The organism is Mycobacterium xenopi (assembly GCF_009936235.1).
GTDB classification, from domain to species: Bacteria; Actinomycetota; Actinomycetes; order Mycobacteriales; family Mycobacteriaceae; genus Mycobacterium; species Mycobacterium xenopi.
This window is the reverse complement of the sequence record NZ_AP022314.1, coordinates 4,215,207-4,231,373: the sequence shown is the minus strand read 5'-3', so window position 1 is coordinate 4,231,373 and position 16,167 is coordinate 4,215,207. Positions and strand designations below refer to the sequence as shown.

The 16,167-nt window shown below is 68.0% G+C and carries 17 protein-coding genes and 1 pseudogene; 11 read left to right on the top strand and 7 right to left on the bottom strand.

Features of this window, described 5'->3' with window-relative positions:
- Positions 1–21: 21 nt before the first annotated feature.
- The 7 genes from MYXE_RS20260 (at position 22) to MYXE_RS20230 (ending at position 5,361) form a co-directional block, all read left to right on the top strand.
- Positions 22–1,674, top strand: a complete 1,653-nt coding sequence (locus MYXE_RS20260; protein ID WP_161552187.1) for a bifunctional uroporphyrinogen-III C-methyltransferase/uroporphyrinogen-III synthase — start codon at positions 22–24, stop codon at positions 1,672–1,674.
- Positions 1,675–1,677: 3 nt separating this feature from the next.
- Positions 1,678–2,658 (top strand): porphobilinogen synthase, encoded by a 981-nt coding sequence (gene hemB / locus MYXE_RS20255; protein WP_085196419.1) that lies wholly within the window; start codon positions 1,678–1,680, stop codon positions 2,656–2,658.
- Positions 2,655–3,236 carry a hypothetical protein gene (locus tag MYXE_RS25130; RefSeq protein ID WP_332102163.1) on the top strand — a complete coding sequence of 194 codons (582 nt, stop codon included), beginning with the start codon at positions 2,655–2,657 and terminating at the stop codon, positions 3,234–3,236. Before hemB ends, MYXE_RS25130 begins: the two co-directional genes overlap by 4 nt.
- Before the next feature lie 242 nt (positions 3,237–3,478).
- Positions 3,479–3,724 carry a hypothetical protein gene (locus tag MYXE_RS20245; protein ID WP_085193019.1) on the top strand — a complete coding sequence of 82 codons (246 nt, stop codon included), beginning with the start codon at positions 3,479–3,481 and terminating at the stop codon, positions 3,722–3,724.
- Positions 3,711–4,112 carry a type II toxin-antitoxin system VapC family toxin gene (locus tag MYXE_RS20240; RefSeq protein ID WP_085193020.1) on the top strand — a complete coding sequence of 134 codons (402 nt, stop codon included), beginning with the start codon at positions 3,711–3,713 and terminating at the stop codon, positions 4,110–4,112. The genes MYXE_RS20245 and MYXE_RS20240 overlap by 14 nt, the downstream gene beginning before the upstream one ends.
- Before the next feature lie 452 nt (positions 4,113–4,564).
- On the top strand, positions 4,565–5,113 hold the full coding sequence (locus tag MYXE_RS20235; RefSeq protein WP_003919664.1) for a hypothetical protein: 549 nt from the start codon (positions 4,565–4,567) through the stop codon (positions 5,111–5,113).
- Positions 5,110–5,361, top strand: coding sequence for a hypothetical protein (locus MYXE_RS20230; protein WP_003919663.1), 252 nt, complete (start codon positions 5,110–5,112; stop codon positions 5,359–5,361). The genes MYXE_RS20235 and MYXE_RS20230 overlap by 4 nt, the downstream gene beginning before the upstream one ends.
- Positions 5,362–5,374: 13 nt before the next feature.
- On the opposite strand, the gene MYXE_RS20225 is transcribed toward MYXE_RS20230, so the two are convergent.
- Positions 5,375–7,537 carry an acyltransferase family protein gene (locus MYXE_RS20225; RefSeq protein ID WP_415624498.1) on the bottom strand — a complete coding sequence of 721 codons (2,163 nt, stop codon included), beginning with the start codon at positions 7,535–7,537 and terminating at the stop codon, positions 5,375–5,377.
- A 47-nt stretch (positions 7,538–7,584) separates the two neighbouring features.
- On the bottom strand, positions 7,585–8,430 hold the full coding sequence (locus tag MYXE_RS20220) for an alpha/beta hydrolase (RefSeq protein ID WP_003919661.1): 846 nt from the start codon (positions 8,428–8,430) through the stop codon (positions 7,585–7,587).
- Positions 8,431–9,110: 680 nt separating this feature from the next.
- Between MYXE_RS20220 and MYXE_RS20215 the strand changes: the two genes are divergently transcribed.
- Positions 9,111–9,965 (top strand): oxygenase MpaB family protein, encoded by an 855-nt coding sequence (locus tag MYXE_RS20215; RefSeq protein ID WP_003919660.1) that lies wholly within the window; start codon positions 9,111–9,113, stop codon positions 9,963–9,965.
- Positions 9,943–10,546, top strand: a pseudogene (locus MYXE_RS20210) (TetR/AcrR family transcriptional regulator). The gene MYXE_RS20215 and the pseudogene MYXE_RS20210 overlap by 23 nt, the downstream one beginning before the upstream one ends.
- A gap of 13 nt (positions 10,547–10,559) precedes the next feature.
- On the opposite strand, the gene MYXE_RS20205 reads toward MYXE_RS20210, so the two are convergent.
- The 5 genes from MYXE_RS20205 to MYXE_RS20185 all read right to left on the bottom strand — a co-directional run bounded on the left by MYXE_RS20205 (position 10,560) and on the right by MYXE_RS20185 (position 14,139).
- Positions 10,560–11,210, bottom strand: a complete 651-nt coding sequence (locus MYXE_RS20205) for a class I SAM-dependent methyltransferase (protein WP_003919658.1) — start codon at positions 11,208–11,210, stop codon at positions 10,560–10,562.
- Positions 11,211–11,242: 32 nt separating this feature from the next.
- Positions 11,243–12,652, bottom strand: coding sequence for a selenium-binding protein SBP56-related protein (locus MYXE_RS20200; RefSeq protein WP_085195191.1), 1,410 nt, complete (start codon positions 12,650–12,652; stop codon positions 11,243–11,245).
- 292 nt (positions 12,653–12,944) lie between these two features.
- Positions 12,945–13,340, bottom strand: a complete 396-nt coding sequence (locus tag MYXE_RS20195) for a nitroreductase family deazaflavin-dependent oxidoreductase (protein WP_003919656.1) — start codon at positions 13,338–13,340, stop codon at positions 12,945–12,947.
- 7 nt (positions 13,341–13,347) lie between these two features.
- On the bottom strand, positions 13,348–13,710 hold the full coding sequence (locus MYXE_RS20190; RefSeq protein ID WP_161552127.1) for a hypothetical protein: 363 nt from the start codon (positions 13,708–13,710) through the stop codon (positions 13,348–13,350).
- 270 nt (positions 13,711–13,980) lie between these two features.
- Positions 13,981–14,139, bottom strand: a complete 159-nt coding sequence (locus MYXE_RS20185) for a hypothetical protein (RefSeq protein WP_161552126.1) — start codon at positions 14,137–14,139, stop codon at positions 13,981–13,983.
- 133 nt (positions 14,140–14,272) lie between these two features.
- Between MYXE_RS20185 and hemL the strand changes: the two genes are divergently transcribed.
- Together hemL and MYXE_RS20175 are read left to right on the top strand one after the other, a co-directional pair.
- On the top strand, positions 14,273–15,559 hold the full coding sequence (gene hemL, locus MYXE_RS20180) for a glutamate-1-semialdehyde 2,1-aminomutase (RefSeq protein ID WP_086009155.1): 1,287 nt from the start codon (positions 14,273–14,275) through the stop codon (positions 15,557–15,559).
- Positions 15,559–16,167: a histidine phosphatase family protein gene (locus MYXE_RS20175; RefSeq protein ID WP_003919653.1), complete on the top strand. Its 609-nt coding sequence runs from the start codon at positions 15,559–15,561 to the stop codon at positions 16,165–16,167. Before hemL ends, MYXE_RS20175 begins: the two co-directional genes overlap by 1 nt.

Sequence of the window (16,167 nt, the reverse complement as noted above, 5' to 3'; positions counted from 1 at the left end):
CAACGGGGAGTAGCAGTGAGCATGCGAGGGCGCAAGCCGAAGCCGGGCCGCATCATGTTCGTGGGCTCCGGTCCCGGCGATCCGGGTCTTCTGACGACGCGGGCGGCCAGCGTGCTGGCCAACGCCGCCCTGGTGTTCACCGATCCCGATGTGCCCGAGCCCGTGCAGGCGCTGATTGGCACCGAACTGCCGCCGGTGTCGGGGGCGGCACCGGCCGGCGCGGCCGAGGTCACCGAGATCGCCGACGCTGCGCGAACCGAGACCGCGACGGCGGTGGTGTCGGTCGGCCCCGACATCCGGCCCGCGCTGGGCGAACCCGCGGAAGTGGCCAAAACGCTGATCGCCGAGGCCAGGTCGGGCACCGACGTGGTGCGGCTGGTGGCCGGCGATCCGCTGTCGGTGGACGCGGTTATCACCGAGGTCAACGCCGTCGCGCGAGCACATCTGCAATTCGAGATCGTGCCCGGGCTGGCCGCCACCGCTGCGGTACCGACGTATGCGGGCCTGCCGTTGGGCTCGGCGCACACCATTGCCGACGTGCGCGGCGAGGTGGACTGGGCGGCGCTGGCCGCGGCACCGGGACCGCTGATCCTGCAAGCCACCCCGTCACACCTGGCCGATGCGGCGCGCACCCTGATCGACTACGGGCTGGCCGAGTCGACGCCGTGCGTCGTCACCGCGGCCGGCACCACGTGCATCCAGCGCTCGGTGGAGACCACGCTGCACGCGTTGACCGACGGGGTGGCTTTGGGCGCCAACGACCCCGCGGGGCCGCTGACAGGGCCCTTGGTGGTGACCATCGGCAAGACCGTCGCCAACCGGGCGAAGCTGAACTGGTGGGAGAGCCGTCCGCTCTACGGCTGGACGGTGCTGGTGCCGCGGACCAAGGACCAGGCCGGGGAGATGAGCGAGCGGCTGGTGTCCTACGGCGCGCTGCCGATCGAGGTGCCGACCATCGCCGTGGAGCCGCCGCGCAGCCCGGCGCAAATGGAACGTGCGGTCAAGGGTCTTGTCGACGGCCGCTTCCAGTGGGTGGTGTTCACCTCCACCAACGCGGTGCGCGCGGTGTGGGAGAAGTTCGGCGAGTTCGGGCTCGATGCTCGCGCGTTTTCCGGAGTGAAGATCGCCTGCGTCGGCGAAGCCACCGCCGATCGGGTCCGCGCGTTCGGGGTCAGCCCTGAGCTGGTGCCTTCCGGCGAACAGTCCTCGCTGGGCCTGCTCGACGAATTCCCGCCCTACGACAGCGTTTTCGACCCGGTGAACCGGGTGCTGCTGCCGCGCGCCGACATCGCCACCGAAACCCTGGCTGAGGGTCTACGCGAAAGAGGTTGGGAGATCGAAGATGTCACCGCATACCGTACCGTTCGCGCCGCGCCGCCACCGGCGGAAACCCGCGAGATGATCAAGACCGGCGGTTTCGACGCGGTGTGCTTTACGTCCAGCTCGACGGTGCGCAACCTTGTCGGCATTGCGGGCAAGCCGCACGCGCGAACGATCGTCGCCTGCATCGGACCCAAGACGGCCGAGACGGCTGCCGAGTTCGGCCTGCGGGTCGATGTGCAGCCCGAGACCGCCGCAGTGGGCCCGCTGGTTGACGCCCTGGCCGAGCATGCCGCCCGGCTGCGCGCCGAGGGCGCCCTGCCACCGCCGCGCAAGAAGAGCCGCAGGCGCTAGCCGATGGGCTATCCCCGGCAACGTCCGCGTCGACTCCGCTCCACGCCGGCGATGCGCCGACTGGTGGCGCAAACCTCGCTGGAGCCAAGGCATTTGGTGCTGCCGATGTTCGTCGCCGACGGCATCGACGAGCCCCGCCCGGTCGCGTCGATGCCCGGGGTGGTGCAGCACAGCCGCGAGTCGCTGCGGCGCGCGGCAGCCGAGGCCGTGGCCGCCGGGGTAGGCGGGCTGATGCTGTTCGGGGTGCCCCGCGACGAGGACAAGGACGCATTCGGTTCATCGGGAACCGATCCCGACGGCATCCTCAATCTCGCGCTGCGCGACTTGGCCAAGGATCTCGGTGACGCCACCGTGCTGATGGCTGACACCTGCCTCGATGAGTTCACCGACCATGGCCATTGCGGTGTCCTCGACGATCGCGGCCGCGTCGACAACGACGCCACATTGAAGCGTTATGTGGAATTGGCTGTGGCGCAGGCTAACTCGGGTGCTCATGTGGTCGGGCCGAGCGGCATGATGGACGGCCAGGTCGGCGCGATTCGCGACGGGCTGGACGCCGCCGGTCACACCGACGTGGTGATCCTGGCTTATGCCGCTAAATTCGCGTCGGCGTTCTACGGGCCGTTCCGCGAGGCGGTGAGCTCGAGCCTGTCCGGTGATCGCCGCACCTATCAGCAGGAGCCGGGCAATGTCCGCGAGGCGCTGCGCGAGGTGCGATTGGACCTCGATGAGGGGGCCGACATCGTAATGGTCAAACCCGCGATGGGTTACCTCGACGTGGTGGCAGCCGCGGCCGAGATGTCGCCGGTGCCGGTGGCCGCCTACCAGGTGTCGGGGGAGTACGCGATGATCTCGGCGGCCGCTGCCAACGGGTGGATTGATCGGCGCGCCGCCGTCCTGGAGTCGTTGACCAGCATCCGGCGCGCGGGGGCCGACATCGTGCTGACCTACTGGGCCGCTGAGGCGGCGGCCTGGCTGCCGTGAGCGAGCCGCAGCGGCGGCCGGAGCCGCATGAGCCGTCGCTCCCGACGGAACCGCCCGGGCCGTGGACGCCTCCGGAGCCGCCAAGCTGGCCCGGTACGCCACCCGGACCACCCGGATGGCCCGCCCCTCCAAGTGCACCCGGCGGCCCCTCCCCGCCGGGTGCGCCCACCCCGCCCGAGCGACCTCCCCGTCCGGTCGACGTCGACACCGGCTTTTGGCTGTGGCTGACCGCGCTGCCGCTGCTGGTGATCGGCTATGTCGTGGACATGCTCAGCTCGCACGTCGGCCACGGGTCGCCGATTCTCTACGCCGCCTCGGGGCTGCTCACCGCCGTGGTGCTGGTGATCGTGGTGACCTTCCTGCTGTTGATGCGCGCCGGGTATCGGTGGGCTCGCACCGTGCTGACCGGCGGCGGCGTGGCCACTGTCGTCTACGTGGTCAGCCGGTTGTTCAGCGGGGATTGGCCGCCCGTCGTGGCGGTGGTTTGCGCGGTTAGCGGCATCGTGGGCTCGGTGTTGATCGCCGGCGGCGTTGTGCTGTTGCACCGCCGAGACGCCCACGCATACTTCACTAGGTGAGCGTGGCCGGGTGTCACGGTAGGCGTCATGGGGCCGCACTGATTTAGCACGGTGGGTGGGCCGTCGTCATAGAACATGTGTGCGAGTACGCCACAGCGGTACGACACGGTTTCAATTCGGGGAGCCCTCCGGCTATGGGCAGACTGGCAACAAATCGTTACGAGAGCCGGTTGATAACACGCCCACAACGACTTCGCCAGGCGTGCATTAGCTCATGCATCAATGCATGGTAGCATGCAGCCATGCCTAAGACGGTGCAAATCCGCGACATAGATGACGAGGTGTATGCCGGCCTGGTTCGCCGCGCAGCAGAGGAAGGGATCACGGTTCCTGAGTTACTTCGCCGGGAAGCCGCCCGATTAGCAGCACGGCCGTCGGTGGCGCAGTGGCTTGCCCGAATCGGTCGGCGACCATCTGAGATATCCACCGCCGAGGTGCTGGCCACATTGGACGAGTGGCGCGGCGAATGGCCCGATGCTGGTCGTTGACGCGTCGTGCCTATTCGAGGTCGTCGCTGATACGCCGCGATCCAAGCAAATCGCGGCCCGGATGGCCGCCGACACCGACCAGGCAGCACCACATGTGATCGACGTGGAAGTGCTTGGAGTGATCCGCGCCCAGCACCTGCGGGGGCGGCTGGATGGGACCGCCGCCGCGCAAGCAGTCGCCGCTCTGCGGGACTGGCCCGGGGAGCGTTTTGGGCACCGGGGCCTGCTTGACCGAGCCTGGCAGCTGCGGGGCTCGGTGCGAGGTTGGGACGCGTTCTACGTGGCGCTGGCCGAGGCGTTCGATGCAACGCTGCTAACTCTCGATGGGCGCTTGGCGCGCTCACGCGGCCCCGCTTGCCGGATCGAGGTGCTCGGTGGCGCGACGTGATTCTCCTTCCCCACGCGGTGTCAGGCTGAGGCCGCACTGAACACAGCCGAACAATCTGGTGCGGGCGGATAGTTCAGCGCATGCGGCCGCAATGCGAGCTTCTGCCGGCACCGCAATGCCACGACGGTGTCGGCCTGCACGAATCGCCGCCTCCGCAAGCCGATCCGCCAACTCCAGATCCGCTAGGCACAGTGCCCCCTGGGCCGCTCTTGTCAGCAGGTCAGGGTCCGGGCTCAGGTCGGAGTCGAGAGTCAGCAAATCGCGCCCACCACGGTGCGGATTTCCTCGGCGCCGTCCGTCGCCCCGCGCGACCAGGCCACGCAATCGGCGCAGCCTGACGACGGGCACGCGGGGTCGCGAAGGCGGCGTACCGCTGGCGTTAGGCTAGCCACCTAAGTCACGGCGCCAATCCGGCGCGGCCAATCATCGGGGTGTCAGGAGATGAGGTGTCGATGACATCTGGCACGGACCGCGAACCCAAGCGGTTGTTCTACGAGCCCGGCGCCAGCTGGTACTGGGTGTTGGTCGGCCCGGTCACGGCGGTGGCCATGCTGTTCATCGAAAAATCCGCTGGCTACGGATGGAACGTCTTGGTCCCCATGGTTTTTCTGGTCCTGGTGTCCGGGTTCCTCGCTATCCAGGTCAAGGCCGCCCGTATCCACACCTCAGTCGAACTGACCGAAGACACGCTGCGCCAAGGTACCGAAACCATCAAGGTGGCCGAGATCGTCAAGGTTTATCCGGAGGCCGAGCACGCGCCCGACTCCGGGCTTCCGCTGCACCGCTGGCAGTCGGCGCGCGCCCTCGGCGAGCTGGTCGGCGTGCCGCGCGGCCGGGTGGGCATCGGTCTCAAGCTCACCCACGGCCGCACCGCGCAAGCTTGGGCGCGGCGGCACCGCCACCTGCGAGCCGCGCTCACCCCGCTGGTCGAGGAGCGGGTCGGATCGGACGTGCCCGACGATGCTGCGGATCACGGCGACGACGCCGGGTCGAAGTGGTGAGTGCTCGCACTCGCGCCATTGCGGAAATCGCGCTGGCCTGCGCCGCGTTGCTGGGCTGCGCGCTGAGCTGGTTGCACGCCCGAGCCCCGGTACAGGTCGCGCCGGTCGCCGACGGGCAGCCCGTCACCACGTCGGTGGTCTACGATCCTCCGCTGCTGTTGCTGACGCTGCTGCTGGCCACCGCCGCCGGGGTGTTGGCCGTGGTCGGCACCGCCCGACTGCGGCGAGCGCAGCGAGGCGACGAATAACGACGAATAGCGTTCAGCGGCCGGCCAAAGCGCGGTCAGCCAGCGCGCCGATCACCGGTACCAGCGTCCGCGCGTACTCGATGGTGACGTGGTTGTCGTCGCGGTAAACCAGGTCGTTGCCGACGATCACCGGGCAGCGGTCGCGGGTGCAAAACAGCTCGGTCAGGTCGGCGTAACGGCCACCACCGGCCGCGGTGGCCGCCCGTTCCGCAGCGATCCCGGCGTCGTTGACCGCCGTCGACCGCGGCGGCGAGCAGGCGCTGGCGTCGTCAAGGTGAGCTGACAGGCACGTCGGCACCGTCGAACGCGGATCTGGAATTGGGCCCAGCACAAGCACATTCGCGCCAGTGCCGCGCAGCTGTGCCACCGTACGGCCCAAGCCGTCGAGCCATGCCGGGTCATAGGACGTGAAGCCGAAGTCCGCTCCGTAGCGCCGCGACATGCTCAGCACGATCAGCCGCGGATGCTCGGCCCGCATCCGGGCCATGATGTCGGCGCGCCACTGCTGGCACTCGGTGTATTCGCGGCCCAGATAGGGGCTGGTGATCGGCAGATCCATTAACGGGCAAGTCACTTTGCCCAGCGTCTCCAACCGCCAATGCCGTTGTTCGGCGAGCTGCTGCAGCGCCGGGCTCCACATCGCCGCATGCGAGTCGCCGATCAGCGCCACGGTCGTAGGCGACGCGAGATCGCCTGTCGCGCACTCGCTTTGACCGACCTCACGCCAGGACCGCACGCAGCCGTTGACGAACACCACCGGCTTGTCGGCCGGCGCCTCGGCCAATGGCGGGGTCAGGTTCGACGGCACCGCTTTGAGGTCAGCGGAGGCCGCGACCGCGGCCTGCGCCTGCGCAAACCCCTGCTGCACCGCCGCGTCGCGCGGATCGACCGGGCTAGCCGACGGCGGGGGCGTCACACTGATCTTCGGGGCCGCGGCCGCCACCCCGCGACCAACCGGAACCGGTACCACTATCAGCAGCAGCACACCGGCGCAGACCGCGACCGCGGTGGCGGCACCGCCGAGCGCGAGACTGCGGCCCGCCGAGCGGCGCACGGGAGCGGCGAATCGGCCGGGGTTTTCGACCAGGTGCAAGGTGAGTACCGCTAGCCCGGCGGAGACAACCACCGCCGCCAGCCGGCCCGCCAACCCCGCAGACGGTCCCAGCAGCGGCGGCATCAGCAACAGCACCGGCCAGTGCCACAGATACCACGAGTACGACACCCGCCCGATGGCCCGCAGGCCCGGCAGCGACAGCACCCGACCGACGCCCATCCCGCTACTGGCGCAACCCGCACCGATCACCAACGCGGTGCCCAGCACCGGCAGCAACGCCGCGGTCCCCGGGTAGGGGGTGGTTGCACCCAACTGGTGGCAAGACAGCACGATCAGCCCCAGCCCACCCCACCCCGCGACGACCGCCGGCAGCGTCGGCAGGCGCCGCCACTGCGCAGCCGAAAGCGCCACCAGCCCCCCGACAGCCAGCTCCCACGCCCGGGTCGGCAGCGAGAAGAACGCCCACGGCGGCGACAGGTGAGTCCACGCCACCGCCAGCGCGAACGACGTCGCCGCCACCACCCCCAGGACCACCAGATACGGGTTCACCCACCACGGCACCCGGCCGCCGGCCCGCCGGACCAGCCACGTCGCGCCGATGATCAGCGCCGGCCACAGCAGATAGAATTGCTCTTCCACCCCGAGCGACCAGTAGTGCTGAAACGGTGACGGCGGGGTGTCGCTGGCCAGGTAGTCGGTGCCGTGCAGGGCGAAGCGGTAGTTGCCGACATACAGCGCGCTGGCGATGCCGTCGCCGATGACGCTGCGGGCCTGCAGCGGCGGCAGCAGCACCGCCGAACCGACCGCGGTGGCCACCCCGACCGTGGCCGCGGCCGGCAGCAGCCGGCGAGCCCTCGCCCCGTAGAAGTGGCCCAGCCGGATCGTGCCCGTCGCGATCACCTCGCGCGACAGAATGCCGGTGATCAGGAAGCCGGAGATCACGAAGAAGACGTCGACGCCGACGTAGCCGCCGCCGACACCGGGCAGGTCGGCATGAAAGGCCACCACCGCAAGCACCGCCACCGCGCGCAGACCCTCGATGTCGAGCCGAAATCCCGGCTTGGGCGCCCGCCGCGCCGGCTCGAGCCGGTGGCGCGGGCTGACGGTGTTGGACTGCGGCAATGTCGGCAATGTCACCACCTTCGGAGGCGATCCTGCGGCGGCTTCAGCTATGACGCAAGCCAGGTCAGCTCGTTAGGCAGCTGCTGGCGCCAAAACGATACGTCATGCCCGCCCGGTGAGAAGCCACCGGATGGTGGTGTCCGCAGCTGTGCGACGAATTGCCGAGTGGCCGGGCAGAATCGGTCGCTGGTGCCGCAGTCGACGCGGATCGGGATCGATGCCAATGCGGGCAGGCCCCACACCGAGTTTCGAGCCCAGTCCTCGTAGCTGTCGAATGCCCCGGGGGTGCTGGCGGTGTAGGACGTCCACAACGCCGGGCTGACCGCGCATATCCCGGCTGTGCGTGCCGGGCCAAGCCGTGCTCCCAGCAGCAGCGCACCGTAGCCGCCCATCGACCAGCCGAGGAACGCTACCCGGGACGTGTCCAACCCTTTGCTCGCCAGCATCGGCAGCAGCTCGCCCAGCACCATCGCTCCGGAGTCCTCACCCGAGGCACGTCGGTGCCAGTAGGTGTTGCCCCCGTCGACCCCGACGACGGCGAAGCCGGGCCGCCCCGATTTGACCAGCTGGGCCAGCGCGTCTTCGATGCCGAGGTCAATTACGGTGTTGGCATTGCCGTCCTTGCCGTGCAGGGCGATCACCGGCCGCAGCGGTCCGGTGTGACCGGGTGGAAGCGCGATCACCCAGTTGGTCGTCATGCCGCCGCGTGCCGCCGACACAAACGAGCCCGACAGCCGCGTCGGTGACGCGGTGCCCGCCACCGGCTCGAAAGGTGAGGGCGCAGTGCGGCCTTCGCCTGGATCGAGCAAGGCGCTGAGCGCCCACGCACCCGCCACCCCTGCCACGGTTCCAGCACCCAAACGCAGCGCGGCGCGGCGGGTCAGCTGAGGCATGGCGTGATCATGCCGGGCCGAATACCGTTGCCCGCAAAGGCACGCCGGATCGGTTATGACACCGTGACATCCGGGCAGCTCGATGTCGTGGGATTCCCGGCCGTATCGGCGCTGCCGCGACCAACGAGGAAGGGACCGCAGATGACCCCTCGCGTCCTGCGGCTGTTGTATGAGGTGCTGTCTCGGGTCGGCTGCAATCCGTCGCTGTCAGCGGCCGACGTTCCCGACAGCTGGCTGGTCGAGCGCATCGAAGGAGAACACCCACTCCCGCCGGGCCGAGCGCTCGACCTCGCCGAGCTCGACGTCGGCCACGACTTCAGCCTGATCGTCGACAGTGGCTGCTACTACGGACTGGCCGAGCGCCAGCGTGACGCCTACGCCGCAGGTGTCACCCGGGTGGCTAGCCCCGGGCGCTACTGCTCACGGCTGGTTTCACCAGGATTCCGGGCATCCTCCCCGGCATCTCGGAGCAGGATCTGCGTCGCCGGTTCTCCCGATGGGAATTGCAGAGCAGCGCCGTGGTCCCGATCGAGGAGATCACGCGTCACACCCGCGTCCCGCTTCTGTTTCGGACAGCAATGCGCAGCGGCCACCTCAAGATCCTCCGTTTCGAGCTTCGTCTGGTCTGAGCGACGCCGCCGCTAGTTGGTACAAAGTGCAAAATATGTAACACTGTCCCAATGACCGAGGTTTTCCGGCTAGGCGACGACCTGGACGCTTTGCCATTGGGGCCGCAGTCGCTGGTGTGGCGGTACTTCGGTGACAACCGCATGTTCCTGATCGGGCCGCGACCGGCGGTGTTGCAGAACATGCTCGCCGAACTCGGGCAAGGCGTGCTGGATCACTCGGTGTTCTTCACCGACACCGCCGCCCGCGTCAAACGCTCGCTGCCGCCGATCTTTATGACCGTATACGGCTCCGACGACGACCACCCAGGCCGGCAGGTGCGGGACTTTCACCACGAGATCAAGGGCCAGATGCCTGACGGGAAGCGCTACCACGCGCTGGATCCCGAGACCTATTACTGGGCGCATGCCACCTTCGTCGAGCAGGTGATCTACTTCGCCGATACCTTCGTCAAGCGGCTCACCCGGGCCGAAAAAGAGCAGATCTACCTCGAGTCCAAGACGTGGTATCGCCGCTATGGTGTCAGCGAGCGGCCCATGCCGGTCGACTACGCCGAGTTCGAACGGTATTGGAACGGCATGCTCGACCGAGTGGTGGTCGCGCACCCGACCGCGAAATACGGTGTCGGGTATGTGACCAAAGGCTTTCCGTGCCCCAAGGCGGTGCCGCCGTGGCTATGGCGGATCGTGGCCATCGTGTTCAATCCGGTCGCGGCCTTCCTGACCACCGGCGGGCTGCCGCCCCAGGCCCGAGAGTTGCTGGGCCTGCCGTGGAGCGAACGGCAGGAACGCCGCTATCAGCGCTTCGCCGCGGTGTGCCGGTCGCGTCCGGTCAACTGGCTGTGGGACCATCTTCCGATGCGGTTGCGCTACAACAGGTTTGCCCGTGCCGGCTACAGCCGCGGCTGATCCTGCCACCCAAGCGATCCTCGACGCGGCTGTTGTCGAGTTCGAGCGCCACGGCCTGCGGCGGGTCGCGCTCGACGATGTGGCACGCCGCGCCCGGGTGAGCCGGACCACGATCTACCGCCGATTCGCCAACCGTGACGAATTGGTGGCCGCCGTCATCGACCGGGAGAATGCGGCGCTGTTCGCGGATATTGCTGAGGAGCTGAAAACCCGCAGGCCCCAATCGAACTACTATGTCGAGGCGTTCACGCTGTCGATCATGCGGTTCCGCCAGCATCGGGTGCTGACGCGGATGCTCGCCGACGAACCCGGCCTGATGCTCGAGTTGGCCCGCCAGCACTACGGCGCTGCCGTAGAGCGGATGGCCGCCGCGCTGCAGGTGATCTTCCCCCGACGGGTTTGCCGAGCGGATCGGCGCCGAAGCGGTTGACGAGCTCGCGGACACGATTCTGCGTTACGCGGCGATGGTGCTACTGCTGCCGAGTCGACAACCCCTCGAGACCGCCGACGACATCCGCGAATTCGCCATCCAGCACTTCTTACCCAGCCTGCCGGCGGCCTTGCGCACCGTGCCGGTCTGAACCCGTGTCGGTGTCACTGCGGCAAAAGGACAGGCCGCGCCCGGCCGATGATATGGGCGTGCGGAGGGTAAAACCGCAGTGGCGCATAATAAAAGCGGTCGAGTTCGTCGATTTCGAAGCCGGCAGCGCGAATCGCCGCGGCGGTGTCGCGATTAGGATGACACCCGCCACCCAAGCGGGATTGCAGCGGTGTTATCGCATCCTGCAGGAGTGCAAACCATGGCTTGCTCGACCGGACGTGCTCGAAAAAGCGAAGCTGCCCGGTCGGTTTCAGCGCCCGACGGATTTCGCTGAGTGCGGCGCGGGTGTCGGAGATCGAACACAACACCAGCGAGGCCACCGCAGCGTCGAATGCGTCGTCCTCCACCGGCAGCGCGGTGGCGTGACCGGGAACCACAGTCACCCGCACCGGCGCGTTCGCAGCGGCTCGTTCGGCCAAGCCCCGCAAGTAGCTTTCCGGTTCAACCGCCACTACCTCGGTGACCGTATCGGGGTAGTGGCTGAAGTTCATACCGTTGCCCGCGCCGATCTCGATCACCCGCCCGGTCAAGCCGGCCAGCATCCGGTCCCGGTACGTGGCAGTGCCCCGGCGCTCCGATTCGGCGCTCATCCGCTCGTACATGCGGGCAAACCGTGGGTGTTGAAACTGCGACAAATCCGCCATGCCGCCTCCTATGCTTCAGACGCCTTTTGACGTCAACTAGTGAAGCAGTAGGAGTCGCTGGACGCATCACCGCCCTGCAGCCGCGTTTGGTGCACCCGCAGCCCGCGGAACTGCTCGCCGTGCGGGAAGAAGCGGGCGTCGGGCACCAAACCGCCAGCGGAGACGTCAGCGTCGAGCTTGGCCATCCACGCGCCGACGCCCTCGGGGTAGAACACCTCGTCCCACGCAGCGTACAGCGAGTTGGTGACGTAGACTCGCCGGCCGTCGCGGCTGATCTCCACCATCTGCGGCCCGCCGCGCAGCGGCATGTCGGGCACCGACGGATGCGGTTGGCGCCGCACGATCCCGCCGAGCCGAACCGACGCCGTCTCCTTCGGATGGAATGGGTCGCTGACGTCGAATTGTTTGAGTTCACCTGTCGCCCAACAGGATACGTACAGCCACCGGTCGTCGACGGAGAGATCGATGTCCGAGACCAGCGGTGGCACCGCACCGAACGGCTGCAGGGCCGGTGGCAGCACGTCGGGGTCGGCGGGCTCGGCCGGGATCGTGATGACCTTGTCGACGGCCCACTGGTCGCCGGCCTTGTGCCACAACCACACCGAGGCCGATAGGTCCTCGACGCTGATCACCACGCCGACGAAACCCCAGGTCTTGGCGGGGTCGTGGGCCGGGCGCAGCTCGAGCACCATCTGATGCTGATCACCCAGGTCGATGCGCTGGATGAGTTTGCGCTCGCTCATGTTCCAGAAGTTCAGGTGATGCCCGAACTTGCGGCCGAGCAGATCCTCGGGGTTGAGCCCGTTCTCGAGCATCGACGGCGTCGCCCACTCCGAGGTCACCAGCGTGTCGTGGCGCAGATGCCACCACACGTCGTAGGCGAAGAATTGCGGTCCGCGGTCGACCTCCCATGGCCCGATCACCTCGAACGTGTCGTGGTCGATCAGCGCGACGCCGCCCGGCCCGTCGTTGCCGTCGGCGCCGCCGAGCGCGGACATGAAGATGCCGCCCGGCCCGCAATGCACCGTGTGCGGGCGCGAATACCCGGCCTTGGCCGCAAGCTCATCGGCGTCGATCGTGTGCGTCAGCGTCGGGTGCAGTGGGTCGGGTTTGGTGTCGAGCACGAAGGTGTGCGACGAGCGAATGCCCGGAACGACGAGATAACGTCGCTCCAGTTGGTGGTGGCGGGCGTGGCCGTCGTGGCACAGCGCGCTCGAGCATGCGTTCCACCCGAAGTGGTGCAGTTCGTTGCCCGCCGAAGGGAGTTCGGCCCACCCGACCACGCCGCCGTAGGACGACGAGCTGGGGTCGCAGTCCACCACCGCGATCGCGTCGTTCTTGTTGCCCGCCGGGTCGAATGCAGCGACGTAAGCTAACCGCTCGGGCGCGGCCGCGACGGCAGCGCCCGGGCTGCGGTAAAAGGTCGGATCCGTTGCAGCCATGAGCTGATGATCCTCTGCATGACCGCGCCCAGCAATGGTTTCGCCGCGGCCGGATTGAATCGGGTCACTGAGGTCTCGCCCGATGGGTCGTCATTCAGGCTGGCACGAGTCGGGCTTCGACAACTCGGCGTAGCTAACTAGGTGGCGAACATCTCCAAGTCTCGTATGAACAGCGCACGGTTGCAATCGATTTCGGCCAGCGGTTGAACTGGCTGCTACTCAGCGGTTGGGTAGGGACGAGTTCGCCGCCCGACGCTGAATGTGCTTGCTGCGGGCCATCTGATGGTCGGTTCTACGCCGCCTTGGTCAGCAGCACCGCTTCCTCGAACGGCAGTCGTGCGAAAATCGGTCGCCATCCACCGATGACGTGCTTGGCTGCCTCGTCCCGGCTGACCTTTCGCGGGTTGGTGACGGCGAACGTCTTCCCGCTGCGTTGGATCCGTGCTCGGCCCGCCGCGTTGAGATTCTTCAGCCAATCGCGGTCGGGGCCGTAGGTGAGCAGAATAGCCACGCCCGGCTTGCCGTCCACCTCGGCGTTGAACACGTTCAACGGGGTGCGGTAGGTCTTGCCCGAGCGCCGTCCGACGTGCTCCAGAATCCCGAAGGGCGGTAGCCAGCCGGCCCACAGCCGTTGAATAGGATTAGTGACGTGCCGGTTGAACCGGGCCAGTCGTTGCGGTAGTTGCATGCGGCTATCAAACCCTCACCTCATCGTCTACCTCAAGCCGGCGTGGTTCATCGTGAAGGTCTTCAACCGGGTCGCGATGGCCGCCGGCATCAGCAACAGCGAAACCCTGAGCGTCACCAAACGCGGCAGCAGGGGCCAGGTGCCCGAAACCGTGTTCCGCCTCGACGAACGGTGTGACGTGCTCACCCAAGGGATAGCGGTCGGGCAGCACCCGCGAGAGCGAGAGGAAGATGCCGGTGATACCCAGCCGCGGGTCACCGAGCAACCGACCAGCCGGGGCAAGCCAGCCGAGCGCCAGTCGCGGCGCGGCAACCAGCGCGTGGGTGTAGAGAACACGGACCAGCACGAGATTGATGAAGAAGCGTTCCACGCGGTCCTCGCGAGGCGAGATGTTCGTGCTGGAGGTAAGCGGTAACGAGGCTCATGTTGTGGGCCCGGTACCAACTCGCAGCGGTGGGACGACGGATGAACTGCAACAACGCGGCGACGCTCGGTGAACTCGGCGACCCAGGATTCCCGAAGGCCAGCGCGTGGGCTTCGCAGCCGTCATACAGCAGCCGTTCATTCATCGCACGCCACCACGAGCTTCCCCGAGTCGGCGCGTCGGGAGGATTGAGGAGTCCGCGGCGCAGCTGCCATTTCATGAAGGCGGACGCGCCTCGCGGTAGGGCAGATAGCCGCGGTCCACGCTCGACGGCACCCGATACGACGTCCGCATCAGGGCCAGACGTGCGCTCGGGTCGTCGCGGACGCCGTCAACCTTGGCCACCGCGACGTCGGCCGCCGATTGCCGGATCACCGCTCGAGTGTGGCAACGACGCAGGGCACCGGCTCGACTATTACACCCGGTAGTGGACCACGTTGCAGCAGCTGGGACACTAGTCGTCGTGGGGAGTACTGACCGGGTGGCCGCCGAAACGGCGGTTTCCGCGATGCTGTTCGACGCCGCCTGCGCGGTCATTCCGGGCGGAGTGAACTCCCCGGTGCGGGCGTTCACCGCGGTGGGCGGCACCCCCCGATTCATCACCCAGGCCAGCGGCTGCTGGCTCACCGACGCCGACGGCAACCGCTATGTCGACCTGGTCTGCTCCTGGGGCCCGATGATCCTCGGCCACGCCCACCCGGCGGTGGTCGACGCTGTGCAGAAAGCCGCCGCCGACGGGTTGTCGTTCGGCGCGCCGACCCCCGCGGAAACCGAGCTGGCCACCGAGATCATCAGCCGGGTGGCACCGGTGGAGCAGATCCGCATGGTCAACTCCGGCACCGAGGCCACGATGAGCGCGGTCCGCCTGGCCCGCGGCTTCACCGGCCGCGCCAAGATCGTCAAGTTCGCCGGCTGCTACCACGGCCACGTCGACGCGTTGCTGGCCGATGCCGGCTCCGGAGTAGCGACCCTGGGCTTGCCGTCGTCGCCCGGGGTCACCGGCGCCGCCGCGGCCGATACAATCGTGTTGCCTTACAACGACTTTGACGCTGTTCGGGAGATCTTTGCCCGGTTCGGCGGCGAAATCGCCGCGGTGATCACCGAGGCCAGCCCCGGCAACATGGGTGTCGTGCCACCCGCGCCGGGCTTCAACGGCATGCTCCGGGCCGTTACCGCCGAACACGGTGCGTTGCTGATCGTCGACGAGGTCATGACGGGCTTTCGGGTCAGCCGAAGTGGTTGGTACGGAATCGATCCGGTGCCCGCCGACCTGTTCACGTTCGGCAAGGTGATGAGCGGCGGGCTGCCAGCCGCGGCGTTTGGCGGGCGCGCCGACGTGATGCGACGGTTGGCGCCGCTGGGCCCGGTGTATCAGGCCGGCACGCTGTCCGGTAACCCGGTGGCCACGGCCGCCGGGCTAGCGACGCTGCGCGCGGCCGACGACGCGGTTTACGCCGCGCTGGACGCCAACGCCGACCGGCTGGCCGGGCTGCTATCCGAAGCGTTGACCAAAGCCGGTGTGCCGCATCAGGTTCAGCGGGCAGGCAACATGCTGTCGGTGTTTTTCGCCGAGGCACCGGTGACCGATTTCGCGTCGGCGCGGGCCAGCCAGACTTGGCGGTACCCGCCGTTTTTCCACGCTCTGCTCGAGGCCGGTGTGTATCCGCCCTGCAGTGCCTTCGAGACCTGGTTCGTCTCGTCCGCGCTTGACGACGCGGCATTCGACCGGATCGTCGACGCACTGCCGGCCGCTGCAGACGCCGCCGCCCGCGCCGCCGAGGAGCCCAAACCCTGATGGCCGAACACACCAAAGTCCACCTGGTCCGCCACGGCGAGGTCGACAACCCCGGCGGCATCCTCTATGGGCGGCTGGCCGAATTCCACCTGTCTGACAAAGGCAAGCAGCAGGCGCAGGCCGTCGCCGACGCGCTGGCCGACCACGACGTCGTCGCGGTGATCGCCTCGCCGTTGGAGCGCGCCCAGGAGACCGCGGCACCCATCGCCGCCCGCCACGACCTGCCGGTCGACACCGACCACGACCTGATCGAATCGACCAATTTCCTTGAAGGAAAGCGTATTTCCCCGGGTGACGGCGCCTGGCGGGATCCGCGGGTGTGGTGGCATTTGCGCAACCCGTTCACCCCGTCGTGGGGTGAGCCCTACAAGCAGATCGCGGCCCGGATGACGACGGCGGTGGACAAGGCCCGCGCCCGGGCCACCGGCCACGAAGCGGTGTGCGTCAGCCATCAACTGCCGATCTGGACGCTGCGGCTGCACCTTACCGGCCGACGGCTCTGGCACGATCCGCGTCGGCGCCAATGCGCGATCGCCTCGGTCACCACCCTGGTCTATGACGGCGACCGCCTGGTCGACGTGCAGTATTGGCAGCCGGCGGGGTGTTGA